We start from the raw sequence: 17,139 nt of genomic DNA, 5'->3' as shown, positions 1-17,139 counted from the left end.
AATTATATCATAAATATGTTCCCATCTTTCACTTTTTAAGAATCTGCTGTATCAGCTGTTTTGCTTTTGGAGCAGCTATATCCATTCCCTTCCCGCCGCTTTCGCAAATTATAGCGACTGCAATTTCCGGGTTTTCCGCGGGAGCAAGGAAGATAAACCACCCGTCAAGGCCTTTTTTAGAAGATCCAGCTGTTCCGGTTATACCGGCAACAGTAATACCGTCTACTTTGGCTTTCTTTCCGAGTCCATTTGTCACTGCACCTGTTAAAAGCTTCTTCACAGCATCAGCAGTCTCTTTTTTAATAGTATTTTTAAAGAGAATCGGTTTGTTTTCATAAATCAGATCACCCTTAATGTTTTTAATTTCCTTTACCAGATAAGGTTTCATGCAAACCCCGTTATTAGCAATAGTTGCTACGATCATAGCCGCTTGAAGTGGTGTGATTTTGTAATCTTTTCCCAGCCCATTCGCTTTTTCCGCAACCTCAATCTTACTTTCTGCTTCAAGTCCTACAGTACTGATTAACACAGGGAACTGCATATCGATTGTAGAGTTAAAACCAAACCGGGTGGCAAATTCAACCAATCTATCATTACCAAGATGATTTCCTATCGCTGCAAAAGCAACATTGCACGACAGAGCAACCGCCTGATTCAGATCTTTAACCTTCCCGTGTTTTTCCCAGCACCAGAAGGTTTGTTTGTCAATACCGACAGAACCTTTGCACTGCACAGGAAAAATATCCTTCATATCTGCATTTGCTTCAAGTGCGGCGGCCATTGTTATTATTTTACATATGGAACCCGGCTCATAAAGTTTATCAAAAGCGCGATTGAGAAACACTTTGTTTGTATTATACTTATAGGCGCCGAATTTCTTATCTATTCCGGCAGGGTTGAATTTGGGATGACTGACAGCTGCTAAAATCTCGCCGGTTTGAGGCTTTAAAACGACAATAGAACCCATTTGATCATACAATACTGAAGTTGCAGCTTTCTGAATATCTAAATCCAGCGTAAGTGTGATTTCGTTACCCGGGATATATTCCCTGAAGGTATATTCAACACCAAATTTTCCATATTCCTCAGTATTAATTCCTATAATCTTATCTGTTGCACTTTCCGCAGGATATAAGGATTTACCGTCTTTAATATCTTTCTTAAAAAGAGGGTTGCCATTTTTATCTAGAATATATGCAACACTTTTAGCATCTCTTTCCTTTTTTGCTTTTTCAAGATAACTGATTATTTGCGAGTTTTTAGGACTGATATTCAAAGCATTCTCATAGGAATCAACAGCTTCTTTTATTTTACCCATGCCATGATACGCCAGGCCTATGCCAAAAGTGCCTTTTAAATCCTTATTCGCAATATTATTTAAGTGTTCAAATTCTACAAAAGCCAGTGAATATTTCCCCTTGGAAATATAATCAAAACCTGTTTTTCTATGATCAAATATTCTACTATTTTTTACTTTATTTTCTTGAGCCTTGGTATAAAATTCTTTTGCTTTTACAATTTCGCCTTTATGGACAAATAAATAGCCAAACCCATCGTAAGTTAGCGCATACTCGGGATTAATTGCCAATGCCTTGTTTAGCTCGTCTAAACCTGCATCATAATTGCCTTTTAATATACTGCTTTTAGCCGTCTTTAAATGACTCATGATTTGAAAACTTTTGTAGAAAAACGCCCTAACTCCGAAGAAAAGCCCGATTGCAACGGCAATAGTTATAATAACTAACTGCAGATTGCGATTTCTTCTTGCCTTGTTAGGAAATAATGGATATTTTTTCATAATCGGCATTGCGATTTTCCTTTTTGCTTTTTTGTTATCTTAGTCTTTTTTCATTGGAATTATTTTGAGACCTCTTTCGCAGGCATTAAACGCTCCGACAAATTCAGATCTACTTCATAAAATATTTAAGCACTACAAAACCGCCTATCAATAGAATCATAAACACCATTGAGAGTATATTGAAGTATTTTTCAATAAGCTCCTGTATTTTTTTACCATATATTCTTAAAGCACCGGCTACAAGAAAAAACCTCGCAGCCCTCCCAATTATAGAGGCTATGATTAAAACCTCCAGAGAAATAAGAAACATTCCTCCGGCAATGGTTATGGCTTTATAGGGAATAGGCGTAAAAGCCGCGGTGAAAACAGTCAGGAAAGCATTTTCAGAAAACTTTATACCGACTATTTTCACAGCTGCTTCCAAATTATAAAAATCCACAATCGCTTTTCCTACAGACTCATATAAACCCCAGCCGATAAAATACCCAAGTATTCCCCCAAGAACTGAACCGAGAGTGCATATTGAAGCATATGAAAACCACTTTTTCCTTTCTGCGATAACCATAGGAATAAGCAATACATCAGGCGGAACAGGGAAAAATGAACTCTCGGCAAACGCAATAGAAAAAAGAGCAAAGGGCGCTTTTTTGCTCTTAGATTGATGTATGGTCCAGTCATATAGTTTTCGTAATACCTTCACATTATTCCTCTAGCAGTATCAACGTTTTTCTTCTTTCTTCTTGAAAATAATGGACGCCGTTATTGACACCAGAATCACTATTGCTATAACTAATAATGCGGGCAAAGTATCTATTTTGTAAAAGTCAGATATTAGCATCTTTATCCCAACAAAAACAAGAATACAGGACAATCCGTATACAAGGTAGTGAAATAAATGCATTACTTCGGCAAGCACAAAATACAAGGCCCGCAAACCCAATATGGCAAAGATATTAGATGTATACACTATGAATACATCCTGCGTAATAGCAAGTACCGCAGGGATGGAATCCACGGCAAAAATAACATCTGTGGTTTCAATTACCACCAAAACAATAAATAGCGTAGTGGCGTAATATTTGCCTTCCTTTTTTATAAAAAATTTATCTTTTTCATAAGTATCTGTTACCGGCATTATCTTACGGAATAATTTTATGACAGGGTTGTTTTCCGGATCTATTTCTTTATCTTTCTGCAAGAGCATTTTTATCCCAACCAAAACCAGGAAAAAACCGAAGACATATATTGTCCAATGAAACATCTGAATTAATGAAACCCCCGCGACTATAAATATTGTACGCATAATTATTGCGCCAAGCACACCCCAAAAGAGTACTTTATGCTGGTAAATTTTAGGCACCCGAAAGTAGGAAAATATCATTAAAAAAACGAATATATTATCTATACTTAAGCTCTTCTCTATCAGATAACCGGTAAAGAATTCAAGGGCCTTTTCCTGTCCATACGCATAATACACCCACAAATTGAAAACTAGTGCTAATGTTATCCAAACAGCAGTCCAAGACAGGGCTTCTTTCATTTTTATTACGTGTTCTTTGCGGTTAAACACAACAAGATCCAGAACAAGCATTCCAATAATGAAGATATTAAAACCTACCCACCATGATAGAGACATAACACTCCCCTAATATTTTTTTCAGTACTCAAACATACGGTAAAACTTAATTCGATTGTCCCAGCTCTCTTGATACTTTTTCCAGATTTTTGATCCTTCGTCCAAGTGTCGGATGGGTGCTGAATAGATTTGCTATAAAGCTCTCCTTCATGGGATTTACAATAAATAGCTGTGAAGTAGCCGGAGTCCCGGTTTCAGTAGGATTCTTTTTTGCATAACCGGAGATCTTTTGCAGCGCCGAGATTAAACTATTTGGTCTGTTTGTAATCCTTGCTGAATCTGCGTCAGACAGATATTCCCTGGTTCTGCTAATTGCAAGTTGTATAAGCATTGCGGCGAGAGGAGCTATAATCGCCAGAGCAATAACACTTATAACATTTCCGCTATTATTCTCCCTGTCTCTACCCCCGCCAAACAGCGAGGCAAATTGGGCTATTCTGGCTATAGAAACTATGGCGGTCGCAAGCGTTGCGGCAATTGTCATTACCAGAATGTCACGGTTTTTTATATGCATTAATTCATGTGCTATAACCGCTTCTATTTCATGTTTGTCAAGAAGCTGTAAAAGCGACGGACTTAACGCAACGACAGCGTGCGCAGGATCTCTTCCTGTAGCAAAGGCGTTAGGCGCTTCCATGTTTATTATATACAGCTTTGGCATCGGAAGATCCATCCTCGCTGTTAAATTTTTTAGAATCTGATGTGCAGCAGGAGCATCCGAAGCCAAAGCAGGTTTAGCTCCATACATAGCCAAAACTATTTTGTCGGAAAACCAATAGCTGCCGACATTAAATATTAAAGCAAAAGCAAAAGCAATAATAACTCCTGTTTTACCGCCTATTAATCCTCCCACAAAAACAATCAGAACTCCCATTAGTACCAACAAAATCAATGTTTTGACATAATTCATTTTAGTCCCTCCTAAACATATTTTTTCCCAATATTTAACTCAAACCGTGTTTTATCTATCAGAAGACACCTTCACCATCTCAATAGGCTGCTCCTTGCCGCAGTGTTTACAAAATTCTGCATCTTTTTTAATGATTTCTGCGCAGTAAAGACACTTTTTGGTATACCCTTTAGATGCCCTGGCCGGAAACAATGCAATAACAATAATAAGCAAAGGGAAAAGGGCGCATAGTATGAACCACATTATGGGATTGCGCCCTTTTCTTCCGGCTATCATACCGCCAGCAATACCTAAAATTGCAAGGAGAATAACAAACCTACTCAATCGACCGCTCCTTCTTTTTTATGACTATTTACCTGCTCTTCCCTGTACATCGCCGACCCCAATAAATGGTATTGCCCCGCTGCCTGTGACCTGCGGCAGTACTCCGTTCCATTTGTCGATTGCTTTAAGATTTGCCTCTATTTTCCTCAACTCTATAAGATCAGTTGAGATATTCGCTCTTTGGAGCCTTAGGGATTCAGCCTGTGCTTTTGCTGCTGCAATCGTCTGCTCCGCCTCAATCTTTATCCTGTCTAAATCTCTTGTAGCTTTTAGTGCAAGCTGCTCCGCTGTCTGCTTCGATTCAATAGCTTCCAAATATATTTTTGAGAAGCTGAACCCGACTATAGAAAATGCATCAACTATAATATTGTATGTAAGAAGTCTCTCAGCAAGATTTTTTCTCATTTCCTCGCTTACCAAGGGTCTCTTTGTGATAAGCTCTTCTGCTGAATATTTAGCGGATACACCTTTCACCACTTCTTGCACCGCAGGATCAATTATTCGTTCTTTAAATTCTATCCCAAGGGACTGATAGACAACATTTGCCTTATCCGGACTTATATGATAGTTAAGCGCAACCTCTGAACTTACTTCCTGGAGATTGGAGGAGGAAGCAGCAGAAACTGTTAAAGATTTTTGAACTTTAACATCCATCAGGACAACCTGCTGTACTATAGGGATCCTGAAATGCAGCCCTTCTCCAAGCACTACCTTCTGAACAGCCCCAAAATTAAGGACTATACCTCTCTCACCTGCCCCAATCTGCACCCATGGTCTAAGAAGCAGAAGACCAACCAAAATTGCACCCGCAATCACTGCCAGCCTGACAGAGCTTTTCTTCATTCCGGACTTCACTGCCTCGTATAATTCTCTTTCATCCATTTTATTGTCCTCCTTTGTTAACATAATCTGTTATTTAGATATCCTTTTTGTCTCCCCACAATTACAAAATGATCTTAAATCTCAGCAGTAAGCATTGTAAAAGCGTCAATATACTTTAGACTTGTCTTCACTACAATATCCTTAGGTAATTCCGGCGCAGGGGGCATTTTATTCCACCCTGTTTTCTCAAGATAATCCCTGACAAATTGTTTATCAACACTTTGCTGGCTAAAACCTTCTTTATATTTCTCTTTCAACCAAAATCTTGAAGAATCAGGAGTAAATACTTCGTCAATAAGAATTATCTTGTCATTTAATATCCCAAATTCGAATTTTGTATCCGCTATAATAATGCCTCTTGACTCTGCGTATTCACCTACTTTTTTATAAAGCTTAAAACTTATTTCTTTCAGCATTTTAATAGTTTCTGTTCCAATTTCCCTGCTGACATATTCCTCTGAGACATTAATATCGTGTCCTGTTTCTTCTTTTGTGGAAGGCGTAAAAATAGGTTCTGCTAATTTACAGGATTCTTTCAATCCGGCAGGAAGTTTTATCCCGCATACAGACTGTGTTTTCTTATACTCTTTCCATCCCGAACCGGCCAGATAACCTCTGACAACGCATTCAATAGGGATAGGTTTTGCCTTTTTAACTATCATTGATCGTCCCAATAATTCATCTTTATACTTATTCAATTCAATTGGAAATCCAGATGAATCACCTGTGACCAAATGATTATCAACAATGTCTTTAGTGAACTTAAACCAAAATATAGACAGCTGATTTAAAACTTCACCTTTGTAAGGAATACAGGTCGGCAAAACCACATCAAAACAAGATATTCTATCGGTAGAAACAACTAAAAGCTTATCACCAAGATCATATATATCCCTTACTTTTCCTCTTTTTAGAAACTCTAAATCATGAAATCTCGTCACACGTAACGCTTTATGACTCATAATTGGCACCTCCAAACAGCCTTTTTAATTGTTTTCATTCATATCTCTTGGTTTATATGACTTCTCCAGTCTATATTGGAGTATTTGTTTTTCATTTTTTCCGTCTCAAACCAGGCTGAACAATCGCGCCCGCCTCGCCCGGTTCTTCTGGAAAGTGAATCACGCGGCCTCAATTCAAGTTTTAAAACAAGTTTCTCATGGCAATACTTATCTTTTTTTCGCCCCAGAATATCCTTTTTTGTATTATCCATCTTGCATTTCTCCGCCAATACTTTGTATTTTCAATAAGCGGTTCCGGGAGAGTCCAAGCAACTATATTTCTTTTATGACCCCCTCCCGGCCGCTTCTGACCATTAAAATATCTCTACTTTATTCCATATTGCTTTTTAACTATCTTTTCCGCTTCCAACCAATCTGCAAGATCGCTTCCATGCTTTCCGTTTCTCTTAAAAAACAGTTCATATGCCTTGTTTTCTATTTCCTTCAGCAGTCTTTCTTTGCTGATATTTCTCTTTTCTGATGACGGCACCTCTGTCTTATTAGTCATAATTCCTCCGGAGCAATGCAGCCCTTAGCGCTTTTTGAGAGCTATTGTTCTCTTTTAAATAATTATTATATCTAACATTCTGATTGGCTTGTACAGGATTACTTGTGTGAATATTTTGAGGTATTATCTGGGAGGATGGAAGAAGTTCTTGACAAGGTTTTCTTTAATTGTTTGGCTTTTAAAGTAAATACGGCTGCCTTTATTTTCATCTGCTAAAATACACATATTTCTAAAATATACAACTTCGTCTTGATCACATAATTCAGAGTATTCTATAGCATTATTTGCATAATCATTATTAATAGAAATACCAAAAGCATAGGTACATATACTGATTAGCACTATGGCAACTAGAATTATTATTTTCATTTTGATCTTTTTCCCGAACTCAAATTCTTATGGAATTATACAATACCCCTGCTTTTAAAGCAAGATAAAAGGCCGACAGTGTTGAAAAATAGGGCCGTAGCCTCAAAAATAACACGATTTTTACTATATTCCGAATTGCTTCTTGACTATCTTTTCCGCATCCAGCCAATCCTGAAGATCATCACCATGCCTGCCGTTTCTCTTGAGAAAAAGCTCGTATGACTTTTTCTCTATTTCCTTCAATAGTTTTTCTTTGCCGATACTGTTCTTTGCTGATGGCGCATTACTTGCGTTTTTACTGGTCATTTCTCCTCCATAATTGCAAATAAATATCTCCGCTTTCCTTCTGTATACATAGACAACCTTAATCATTAGAATGTTCCCATAAAAAGAAATACAGGTATTTGTTCACAGAGTATAATATAAGAGGCCGTTAATGATGGAATATACTCATTCGTTTTGATATGATAACCATTGTCCGATATAACAAAAAGGAGTGGTTATTAAGAAATGATTATTGTAGCTTTATTTATAATATTGTTTATCGTGCTGATTCTTCCTTTTGCCATTAAAAAAGTAGAGGAAAATCTAGAACTATTTTTATTTTCAATGGGCGTTTTGGCCGTTTCAGTAACATCACAGTGGTCATTCCACATTATTGAAGAAGCTCTGGTTGAGCCTATAAAAATTACCGCGGCAGTACTTATTGCCGGATTATTATTCCGGGAACTTAAAGGTTTTATCGAAGACAATGTAAATCGCATGGTCAATTTAATGGGATTAAGATTATTTTCTTTTTTGCTCGTATTTTCACTTGGCTTAGCATCCAGCATGATTACTGCAATAATAGCTGCCCTGGTACTCGTAGAAGTGATTTCTCACCTAAAACTTGACAAGAAACATGAAACCAAACTTGTAATTCTATCCTGCTTTTCTATTGGGCTTGGAGCTGCCCTCACCCCCATAGGTGAACCTCTTTCCACAATTGCGACAGCAAAATTAAAAGGTGCTCCGTATTTTGCAGGTTTTTGGTTTTTAGCAACTCATTTATGGCTGTATATAATTTCCTCTTTATTTATTTTTGGAGCAATTGCAGCGTACTTTTCAGGTAAACATCTATCAAAAGGTGCAGGATTAAAAGAGAAGTCTAAGGAACATTTTAAGAACATCGTTATGAGAACCGGAAAGATTTATCTTTTTGTAATGGCTCTTATTTTCCTAGGCACCGGATTCAAACCCCTTATCGACAATTATATTGCCGCAATATCTCCGGAAATACTTTACTGGATAAATATCTTCTCTGCCGTGCTTGACAATGCCACTTTAACCGCAGCTGAAATAGCTCCGAGCATGAGTTTGTATCAAATAAAATCCGCACTTGTTGCGCTTCTTATTTCCGGCGGAATGTTAATACCCGGGAACATCCCCAACATAATTGCCGCAAATAAACTTGGAATTAAAAGCAAAGACTGGGCAAAATTCGGAATTCCGGTAGGACTTGCTGTATTAGGTTTTTATTTTATTATAATACTACTCGTCCATTGAAGCTTCTTTTGCAGCTCTCGTCTCGACAGGATATGAAAAATCAGTCAATCCTATTACCTTATATATATCATCTTCGTTTTTTGCTTCCATTAATTTTTGTCTAAATATGTAGCTTTCTGCAATTTTCGCAATTTTTGCCAAAATTCGAAGTTGCATTATTGGTGTAGAAACCGGAGTTATGACAAGAAATATTAGTTTTACCGGAATTTTATCAAAGGAGTTAAAATCTATGCCCTCTTTTGATCTTCCAAAGATTATTATAGTCTTAGATACATCTACTCTGGCATGAGGTATAGCTAATTCACTTCCGATTGCCGTAGATAGCATTGCTTCTCTTCTCCATACTTCATCAACTAATTCTTTTTTATTAAGTTCGGGATATAAAACCGCGGCCTTGTCTATCAATATGCTGATAGCTTCTTTTTTATCAATATCACCCATGTCAGCGATAACACCTTCCTTCCTGATTAGATCAGATAAATGCACAAATACTTCTGTTGTGAATTCATCTTGCACTTCTCCTATAAGTTCTTCAACAATATCTTCAAATGAAAGAAAACCTATTGTTTGACCTTTATCAGAATTAATCAGGGCTATTTGAGCCTTGCTTTTTTGAAACTCTCTCAACAAGTCTTCTATTAGAACATTAGACATGACAAATATTATTGGTCTTAATATTTGCTTTAAGATTCCCGGTGTTTCAGTATCTAAATTTGAGATTACTATATCCTTTAAATGGATATAACCAAGAATATTGCCCTTGTTTCCCTGACATAAAGGATATCTGCTTCTTTTATATTGTTTTATTATTATTAAATTTTCTTTCCAGGGTTTATCAATATAAAGTACTATCAGTTTTTCAAAAGGAACCATTATACTTGAAACTGTTAATTTCCCAAAATTAAGAGCATTTTCTGTAAGAAAAAGTCTGTTTAGTGAAAAATTACCTTGTTGTTGAGATTCCGAAAGTATTGCTCTGAATTCTTCTTCAGAATATGCTATGTGATATGTCATTTCCGGCGGAACTCCTATTATTCTTAATATCATATTTGAGCTCTTGTTTAATATAATGAGCGGCAAATAAAATATTTTAGAAAACATATAGAGAGGTAACGCAGAAAAAAGAGCAGAAGATAATGGCTTTCTTATTGCAATGGATTTCGGGACAAGTTCCCCTATAACAATATGCAAAAACGCTATTATTGCAAATGCAACTGTAAATGATATTATATGTAAAGCATGCTCGGTTAAAAAGCCCGGAAGTAAAGACCCGATTATTCCGGCTATGACCGGTTCTCCGATCCAGCCCAGTCCGATACTGGCTATAGTTATTCCAAGTTGGCAGGCATTAAGATAGTAATCTAATTTATTAATAATGTCTTGCGTAATTTTAGCTTTTCTATTTCCACGGATAATCAGACTGTTAAGCTGAGTATGCCGGACTTTAACAATACCAAATTCGGCAAGAACAAAGAATCCATTAAGGAAAATAAAAATAACAGACAAGACTATCTGATTGAAAGTTGTCAGCTCCATATAGTTTTTATAAAGCTCATATTCCTCCAGGTTGTTTCTGCACTATCTTTAGGGTTGTCCAACCCAATATTTACTTCAACCTTTATCGTTCACAGTTCTTTCGCTCACTTCACTGACTAAAACAACAAATTTATCGAGCTTTTTTAAAAGACTTATTTCTGTCGAAAGTAAGAATCTTGTATTTGAAAGCGAACTTAGCGTTAGTTTCTCTATCTCTGTAAGAACTAAGTTAATCCTATATTCAGGCATTGAATTACTCCTTTAAAAACTATTTAATAACTTCCCAATGCCCGCCTTTATCTCCGCCAATTCTTTTTAGAACCCCTTGCTTCCTTAGAGCAGATACCTGATGTTTTACACGATCTTCGGAAATACCAATTTCTGCTGCCAATTTCCCCCTTGTTATGTATGGATTCTTTAGAATTTCATCAATTATCTTCTGGGCGGTTTCTGGGCGGTTTCTGGGCAAGTTCTGGGCGGTTTCTTTCAAATATTTGCTCGACGCATTCCTGTAAAATACTACCAAAAATCCTGTTTTAAGAATCTGAAACTCGACCTTAACGTTATTTACCTTGCATTCATCATAGATGCGCTTAATACCTGAACCCCACTTTTCAATTTCTTTTGCCTTATAGAATACTTCTGCAATCAGTGGATTCCTTAAGATAGACCTTTCTTTACCAAGAATATAATCTTTCGGTGACAACTCGTCTGGAAATCCTCCGGGATTATATATTTCAACCCTGTTTTTAAATATTGCAATTTCATTACCCTTAGGGACAGAATAATCCCTGTGACATAATGAATTGACTAAGGCTTCTCTTATAGCCTTGACAGGTATTTCAGGGATTTCCTCGCGTTCAAGCTTGCCGAATTTTACGCCCCAATTAATATGCTCTCGTACATAGGCCTCAGATTTCTCCAGAATATCAAACAAATTACCGGTGATTTTGTTTATATCCAGAAATGTTATCTTATCAACACCGGCAAAAACTGCGGCTTGCACTTCAAAAGAATTTTTATTGCAAAACAGCGGCTCCGCTGCTTTCAATAACCTTCCGTTGCGTATCAAATCCAACTTGGCAAGGACTGCTTCAACATCATTAAACTTGAAATCTATTCTTTTGGCTATGTTTGCTTTCCTAATCAAATCTTTTACAACTTTTACATTGACTCGCCTGATACCATACTCAGAATATCCAGATTCCCATTTGGAGTTATCAATATGCTTTTTTAAAACAGCTCTTCTTATCTCATAAGGACTTAACTGCTTATCTTCATCGGCAACTCGGATATAAACACGTCCGTATGCATGATAAGGAACGTCCTCGCCTTGAAATTCAACTTTGATACAGGATTTGCCTTTAATATTTACAGCTTTAATCAAAGGATATATTTTAGGTTCAATATGGTTTGAAATTGCTTGTGAAATGTCTCTTTGGGTAGCTGAGCCAATTGCTTGACCGATTACATCGCCATTATTCTTAATGCCGAAATACACCTTGCCGTTTTTATGTTTATTTAAAATAGCGACGATAGAAATGACCGCCTCTTTTAGCTCAGAAGTGGACTTTTTAAACTCCAGTACTTCCGTCTCTTTCCATTCCATAACGGCTCCATTTTTAATTTATTTATGTGGTTTAGCTCCAATCATGATTAACTCTTTGGATATTATATAGCATCGAATACTTATTATAAAGCTAAAAATCATGGCTATGTTTAGGTTCTTAAATTAGCTGCACATGATGCACGAGGCACACAAAGACAGGCAGGTTACATACATGTTACTTATAGGTCTTTTAGATCGCTCCAAACCTGGCCGGTGGAGCAGGAGACAGACAGATGACAAAAGCCGGAGATATTTATCTGCATACACTTTAAAACCCTTTGTTTGAAATCCTCCAAAGGAACGCTTTCGTGGACTTCGAACAGCAGGGAGTCGTGGACAGTGAGGAGAAGCTTTATAGGGCTTGTGTTATTAAAAGTAGCCTTTAGATTAAACTCCTTGGAGACACGAAGCATTGCAAGCTTGAGAATATCGCTGGCGGTACCTTGAATTCGATGTGACACGGCGGACCGGAGGCCGTAGCCATGGAGTTTTCGGTCTTTGCTTTGGGCTTCGGGGATATAGCGACGACGGCCAAAGTAGGTTTCGACAAAGCCGAGGTCGACGACCTGCTTGTGGGTGGAGTCTATGAACGACTTGATTTTAGGAACTGCGGTGAAGTAATCCTCCAAAAGTTGCTTCGCGGAGGCGCGGTCAATCTTGAGGCGGTCGGCGAGACTGAAGGATTCCATACCAAAAATTAAGGCGAAGTTTATCGTCTTTCCCTTCCTCCGCTGGTCGTCGGTGACAAGAGAATAAGGGACATTGAAAAGAATAGCGGCAGTTTCGCGATGAATGTCTTTGTCCTCGTTAAAAGATTGAATGAGAGGCTCCTCCTGGGCGAGGCTGGCGATGACACGGTATTCTATCTGCGAATAATCAAAGTTGACAAAGGTGTAGCCCGCCCGGGCTATGAAATGACGCCGAAGGTCTTCGGGGACATTCTGGAGATTTGGAGTAGAACTTGCGAAGCGTCCTGAGGGCACATGCCATTGAAGGAATGATGTATGGATTGCATTTGTGTAAGGATTTATAGACGATAAATATCCCTCTAACATCCCCTTCTGTTTTACGAGGGTGCGGTATTCTATAATGGCTTTGACAACAGGATGCAGGTCTTCGATTCTCTTAAGACAGGGCGTGGAAACAGACGGAGTCCGGCTCTTGGTGATGGGACCCTTGTATGGAAGCTTGAGATCGGAGTATAAAAGATGCGAGACCTGCTGGTTGCTGTTAAGGTCAATGCCGGAAGGAGATAAAGCTGAGATGCTGGATTTAAAGATTTCAATCTCCGAGGTCATCTCTTCGATGTGCTCCTCTAAAGACAAACTATTGATAGAGATGCCGTTGAGTTCCATGTGGGCTACGGTACGAATGAGATTACGCTCGATAACATGGAGGCCTGGGAGTGTGAGGTCTCCGGCTGTAATGCTGTAAGAATAATCCCGGATTTTATCGAGGAGGGAAGGGTTAAGATAAATACTCCTCAGAAGAAAATAGCGGTAAAGGCGGTAGCATATATCGGCATCGGCACAGGGATAAATATAAACATCCTTGGCGGGAAGGTCGGAGATATTGGGGATAGAAGATTTCTTCCTGCGGAAGAAGAGGTCGGAGAAGCAGACCATATTCAAACCGAGGTAACGGGACGCAAGGGATTTGAGAGATAAAGATTGGTTAACATCATCGAGATGGGAAAGCAATAGAGTATCGGAATAGATGTTAAGGGATATACCCTGACGAAGGAGGAACTTGTAAACAAACTTGAGGTCGTGGGATATAATCCTACTACGCTCTAGAATAGGCTTGAGAAAAGATAAGACCTCTGAAGGGTTGAGGTTAACACCTTGGTTATGAGATAGAGGGATATAAAAAGCTTCTTTGGCGCAAACAGATAAAGATATCCCGACTATGCGGTCTGAGAAAACATCCAGACCGGTGGTCGTGAGGGCGAGAGAGATGATATTGGATTTCTCTAAAACAGAGGCAAAGAAAGGCAGGTCGACATCCCTGATGATGCGGTAGTTCCCTAAAGGTTCAGTATCGGTTGAGAATAAATCATTCATACAAAGATAATACGAATGTATACAGTAGTATATAGTAGGGTTTAAATTAAGACACATTAGCTGAAATTATTTATTCCTACGGTCTCGTTGCCGTATAAAGACCACCAACAGACATTGTGTAAGAAAGAATTCCAATGCTTTCTTCATCTTTCAACTTCATACATTTAACCCGCATATTATTTTTGCGTATTTCAAGACATCATCACTATTGTTTTTCAAAATGGCTTCTTTCAATAACTTTAATGTTGCTACCCGTTTGTCTGATACCTTAAAAGCACAATCAACTAATCCAGCAACATCATTAACATTGAGAGAAATTCTTGATTCAATATCTTTATCTTTGTGGCAATTGCCATTGAGCGACCCTTTATTAATCTTTGTCATTGCTGTACCTTCTGTTAGTACAAGATGTTACTTGGTCAATATAAAAATATAAAAATGTTTCACTCTGCATCATACGTAGGAATTAGAATATAGTCTCCACAATATCAGACCAGCCTTCTTTGTAGAGCGATATAGTATAAGAAACCTCGCTGGAAGAGTCTGAAGAAGTCATTGAACTGGCAGAAGTATAGGCTTTTACCTTCCAGGCACTATAAGTTGTAGGACCATGCCAAGCCAAGGTAAAAGGATTTGGTACAGCAGAACAAGAAGCGTAGTACTCCCAATCCCCAGTAGGACTGGGGGAAATCCTATAGATATCATAATTTAAACCTGCGGTGGTTGGCCAGGAAAGAGCATAATCCCGGGTTCCCTCTGGGTACGATGGGGTATAGGTAAAAGACTGGACAGGAACCACGAGAGCCTTCTGATTGAAATCTACCTTTAAATCCTTTCCAGCCTGGGATGAAACACTGAAAGCCTGGGAAGTCCAAGTAGAACTTGCACCTATGTTTACAGAATAGTCTCCTATCCTATCGGGGATAGGCGCACTGAAATTACCAGAACCATCTGATGTAAGAGATGCAACTGGTGAGCCACTTTCGGTGAGAACGATAGATATACCGGCTTGAGGTACAGTACCATAAAAGACTTTGGTTATAGGAATATTATTTATAACGAAACTTGCAGCAGCTACATCACTAGGGTTATAACCTGATTTAAAAGCCTTAACCTTTAATGTGGCTGAGTTGGTTAATGAAAGAGGGCCGCCATAATCAATGACTTTACAAGCTCTGCTCGGGGCCTTGGCCGGGTCTGTTCCATCCGTAGTATACTGGATGGTTGCCCCAGGAGTGTTACAATATATGGTTACAATAACTGAATTGGTGAAACTTCCACCGTTAGGTAATATGGTGGCTGCTTCAACCTTAGGAATAGTAATGGTGGTTCCTCCGCCGCCACCACCTGTCGTAGTAGGTGACAAAACCGTTAGGAGAGGATTCTTCCCACAACCCAGTACCATCAGCATTGAAAATACAATCATCATGCTTTTCATTTGGCCCCTCCTTCAAATTTGTAGTTAATTGTAAATATTTTCATGGGTAATATTAAGATTACTTATTTGTACGGTATCCTAGCCTTGATACAAATGCGTTTAATTAAGTCAACTTCGTTCTTAAGATTGTCTGGTTTAACTTTAAGTTTTTTAAATACTTTAACCATAGCTCTAAGGATTTCACCATATGAGAGGTTATCTCCTCCACTATTTTTGCACTTATTCTTAAAAGACTTTAGAAAATCTCTTTCCCTCTTAGTAAGGATAAGCGATATTCTAGCTTGTTTCTTTTTAGGCATTTCTTTCATCTCCTTCATGTGTTGATGGGACATCTCTACCACAGTATCTGCATACTTTTGCCTCTGCTTTGATTTTTTCAGCACATGATGGGCAGGTCTTTGTGTTGCCACTAAGTCTAACCGTGAATTCCGAAAAATCTTCTTTCCCTTCTGCTTTGAATTTTGTTAAATCTTTAGTCCCATTTACGCCACAATAAACGGCTGCTATTATCACACCAATAACATTTAAGGTTAGAGCAAGTATGATTGTTACAAAAAGGATTAAGAATCCCTTTATCCACATTCTATGCCATAAATACCATAGGCAACCCATCCAAAATGCATTCCAATTCCATTTATTCTTGGTCTTAATTATTGCTAGTTTTGATTTCTCTAATAGAGTCTTTACAATTAGAATGAACAAAACTATAGGTATAGTGATAAATACAATGTCAACTGTCTTTCCCATAATAAAGTTAGATATTCCGATTTGTCGTCCAAAATCAAATATTGCGCTTTCTATCGTATAAACTACTCCAGGTGACAATAATAATATAATTGATAACACTAGCAATAAAAGATATACAACCAGCTTGGGTCTCATATCCTTACCTCCCTATAACAATACACTATTACCGTAAATACGTAAAAAGCAATCATAAGAAAAACCGGCTTAATACCGGCATTGTATTACTTCTTCTTTATAGCCTGCATTATTCTTTCTACAAGCTCGTCTTCGTCTTTCACACCTGTTACATCAACATTGAGTTTCATTAAAACCCTTATTAGAGCTCTTATGATTTCAGTTTTCGGAAGATTATAGCCACCGGAACGTTTAGATTCCGCGCCGAACTCGACAAGAAACTTGCCTAATGCTTCCGGCAAAGTTAGCTCTGCTCTGTAATGCTTTCCTTTATTAACTCGGCCTGCACTCTTTCTCATGAATATTAGACCTTCCTGGGATTGCTATTTACGTATTTGCGTAAGTGTATTATAATGGTTAGAAAGCACTTTATCAAGATGAAACAGCGCGGGACGGAAGACATTTTCTCTTAAATGTTCTCTAAATACGTGAACAAGGTGCACTGCTTCGTAGTATATAATGCTAAATTTTCTGCCGAATCTACTCCCTTATTTGTGTCCAAAAAGTGTCCACTTTCGGGGTAAAAACAGGCAAAATCGGATAAATTGGGATAAGCCGCTAAAGGGGTAAAACTGCTGATGTGTAAGATATTACCTTGT

At 38.1% G+C, this 17,139-nt stretch carries 21 protein-coding genes; 2 read left to right on the top strand and 19 right to left on the bottom strand.

From position 1 onward, the window contains the following. Positions 1–28: 28 nt before the first annotated feature. The 11 genes from A2536_09330 to A2536_09280 form a co-directional block, all read right to left on the bottom strand. Positions 29–1,807 (bottom strand): hypothetical protein, encoded by a 1,779-nt coding sequence (locus A2536_09330; protein ID OGF44739.1) that lies wholly within the window; start codon positions 1,805–1,807, stop codon positions 29–31. Between the two features lie 100 nt (positions 1,808–1,907). After that, entirely contained in the window at positions 1,908–2,498 is a 591-nt protein-coding gene (locus tag A2536_09325) for a cytochrome B (GenBank protein ID OGF44738.1), read from the bottom strand. Positions 2,499–2,516: 18 nt separating this feature from the next. Further along, positions 2,517–3,434, bottom strand: a complete 918-nt coding sequence (locus A2536_09320; GenBank protein OGF44737.1) for a hypothetical protein — start codon at positions 3,432–3,434, stop codon at positions 2,517–2,519. Positions 3,435–3,480: 46 nt separating this feature from the next. Further along, complete coding sequence (locus A2536_09315) at positions 3,481–4,344, bottom strand: protease HtpX (GenBank protein OGF44736.1); 864 nt, start codon at positions 4,342–4,344, stop codon at positions 3,481–3,483. A 51-nt stretch (positions 4,345–4,395) separates the two neighbouring features. Beyond that, positions 4,396–4,668 carry a hypothetical protein gene (locus tag A2536_09310; GenBank protein ID OGF44735.1) on the bottom strand — a complete coding sequence of 91 codons (273 nt, stop codon included), beginning with the start codon at positions 4,666–4,668 and terminating at the stop codon, positions 4,396–4,398. A 24-nt stretch (positions 4,669–4,692) separates the two neighbouring features. Next, positions 4,693–5,550 carry an HflC protein gene (locus tag A2536_09305; GenBank protein ID OGF44734.1) on the bottom strand — a complete coding sequence of 286 codons (858 nt, stop codon included), beginning with the start codon at positions 5,548–5,550 and terminating at the stop codon, positions 4,693–4,695. 74 nt (positions 5,551–5,624) lie between these two features. Beyond that, the gene (locus tag A2536_09300; GenBank protein ID OGF44733.1) at positions 5,625–6,512 is read right to left on the bottom strand and encodes a phosphoribosylaminoimidazolesuccinocarboxamide synthase; all 888 of its coding nucleotides are present in this window, start codon (positions 6,510–6,512) and stop codon (positions 5,625–5,627) included. A 38-nt stretch (positions 6,513–6,550) separates the two neighbouring features. Beyond that, positions 6,551–6,763, bottom strand: coding sequence for a hypothetical protein (locus tag A2536_09295; GenBank protein ID OGF44732.1), 213 nt, complete (start codon positions 6,761–6,763; stop codon positions 6,551–6,553). 113 nt (positions 6,764–6,876) lie between these two features. Further along, a complete protein-coding gene (locus A2536_09290; protein OGF44731.1) occupies positions 6,877–7,059 on the bottom strand; it encodes a hypothetical protein in 183 nt (60 codons plus the stop codon). A gap of 123 nt (positions 7,060–7,182) precedes the next feature. Further along, a complete protein-coding gene (locus A2536_09285; protein ID OGF44730.1) occupies positions 7,183–7,428 on the bottom strand; it encodes a hypothetical protein in 246 nt (81 codons plus the stop codon). Positions 7,429–7,551: 123 nt separating this feature from the next. Next, positions 7,552–7,800: a hypothetical protein gene (locus A2536_09280; GenBank protein ID OGF44729.1), complete on the bottom strand. Its 249-nt coding sequence runs from the start codon at positions 7,798–7,800 to the stop codon at positions 7,552–7,554. Positions 7,801–7,938: 138 nt separating this feature from the next. Between A2536_09280 and A2536_09275 the strand changes: the two genes are divergently transcribed. Then, positions 7,939–8,973, top strand: a complete 1,035-nt coding sequence (locus tag A2536_09275; protein ID OGF44728.1) for a cation transporter — start codon at positions 7,939–7,941, stop codon at positions 8,971–8,973. Here A2536_09275 and A2536_09270 read toward each other — a convergent pair. The 3 genes from A2536_09270 to A2536_09260 all read right to left on the bottom strand — a co-directional run bounded on the left by A2536_09270 (position 8,959) and on the right by A2536_09260 (position 13,416). Further along, a complete protein-coding gene (locus tag A2536_09270) occupies positions 8,959–10,509 on the bottom strand; it encodes a hypothetical protein (protein ID OGF44727.1) in 1,551 nt (516 codons plus the stop codon). The genes A2536_09275 and A2536_09270 overlap by 15 nt on opposite strands. 268 nt (positions 10,510–10,777) lie before the next feature. Beyond that, positions 10,778–12,118, bottom strand: a complete 1,341-nt coding sequence (locus A2536_09265; protein OGF44726.1) for a transcriptional regulator — start codon at positions 12,116–12,118, stop codon at positions 10,778–10,780. 179 nt (positions 12,119–12,297) lie between these two features. After that, the gene (locus A2536_09260; protein OGF44725.1) at positions 12,298–13,416 is read right to left on the bottom strand and encodes a hypothetical protein; all 1,119 of its coding nucleotides are present in this window, start codon (positions 13,414–13,416) and stop codon (positions 12,298–12,300) included. Between the two features lie 57 nt (positions 13,417–13,473). Here A2536_09260 and A2536_09255 point away from each other — a divergent pair, with 57 nt between their 5' ends. Further along, positions 13,474–13,785, top strand: a complete 312-nt coding sequence (locus A2536_09255; protein OGF44724.1) for a hypothetical protein — start codon at positions 13,474–13,476, stop codon at positions 13,783–13,785. Positions 13,786–14,337: 552 nt separating this feature from the next. On the opposite strand, the gene A2536_09250 is transcribed toward A2536_09255, so the two are convergent. The 5 genes from A2536_09250 to A2536_09230 all read right to left on the bottom strand — a co-directional run bounded on the left by A2536_09250 (position 14,338) and on the right by A2536_09230 (position 16,839). Beyond that, positions 14,338–14,565 (bottom strand): hypothetical protein, encoded by a 228-nt coding sequence (locus A2536_09250; protein ID OGF44723.1) that lies wholly within the window; start codon positions 14,563–14,565, stop codon positions 14,338–14,340. A gap of 82 nt (positions 14,566–14,647) precedes the next feature. Beyond that, positions 14,648–15,619: a hypothetical protein gene (locus A2536_09245; protein OGF44722.1), complete on the bottom strand. Its 972-nt coding sequence runs from the start codon at positions 15,617–15,619 to the stop codon at positions 14,648–14,650. Positions 15,620–15,681: 62 nt separating this feature from the next. After that, on the bottom strand, positions 15,682–15,918 hold the full coding sequence (locus A2536_09240; protein ID OGF44721.1) for a hypothetical protein: 237 nt from the start codon (positions 15,916–15,918) through the stop codon (positions 15,682–15,684). Beyond that, positions 15,911–16,501, bottom strand: coding sequence for a hypothetical protein (locus tag A2536_09235; protein OGF44720.1), 591 nt, complete (start codon positions 16,499–16,501; stop codon positions 15,911–15,913). Before A2536_09235 ends, A2536_09240 begins: the two co-directional genes overlap by 8 nt. An 86-nt stretch (positions 16,502–16,587) precedes the next feature. After that, positions 16,588–16,839 (bottom strand): hypothetical protein, encoded by a 252-nt coding sequence (locus tag A2536_09230; GenBank protein ID OGF44719.1) that lies wholly within the window; start codon positions 16,837–16,839, stop codon positions 16,588–16,590. Positions 16,840–17,139 lie beyond the last annotated feature (300 nt).

This window comes from Candidatus Firestonebacteria bacterium RIFOXYD2_FULL_39_29 (assembly GCA_001778375.1).
In the GTDB taxonomy this organism is placed as follows: domain Bacteria; phylum Oederibacteriota; class D2-FULL-39-29; order D2-FULL-39-29; family D2-FULL-39-29; genus D2-FULL-39-29.
This window is presented reverse-complemented; position numbering and strand designations above follow the sequence as displayed.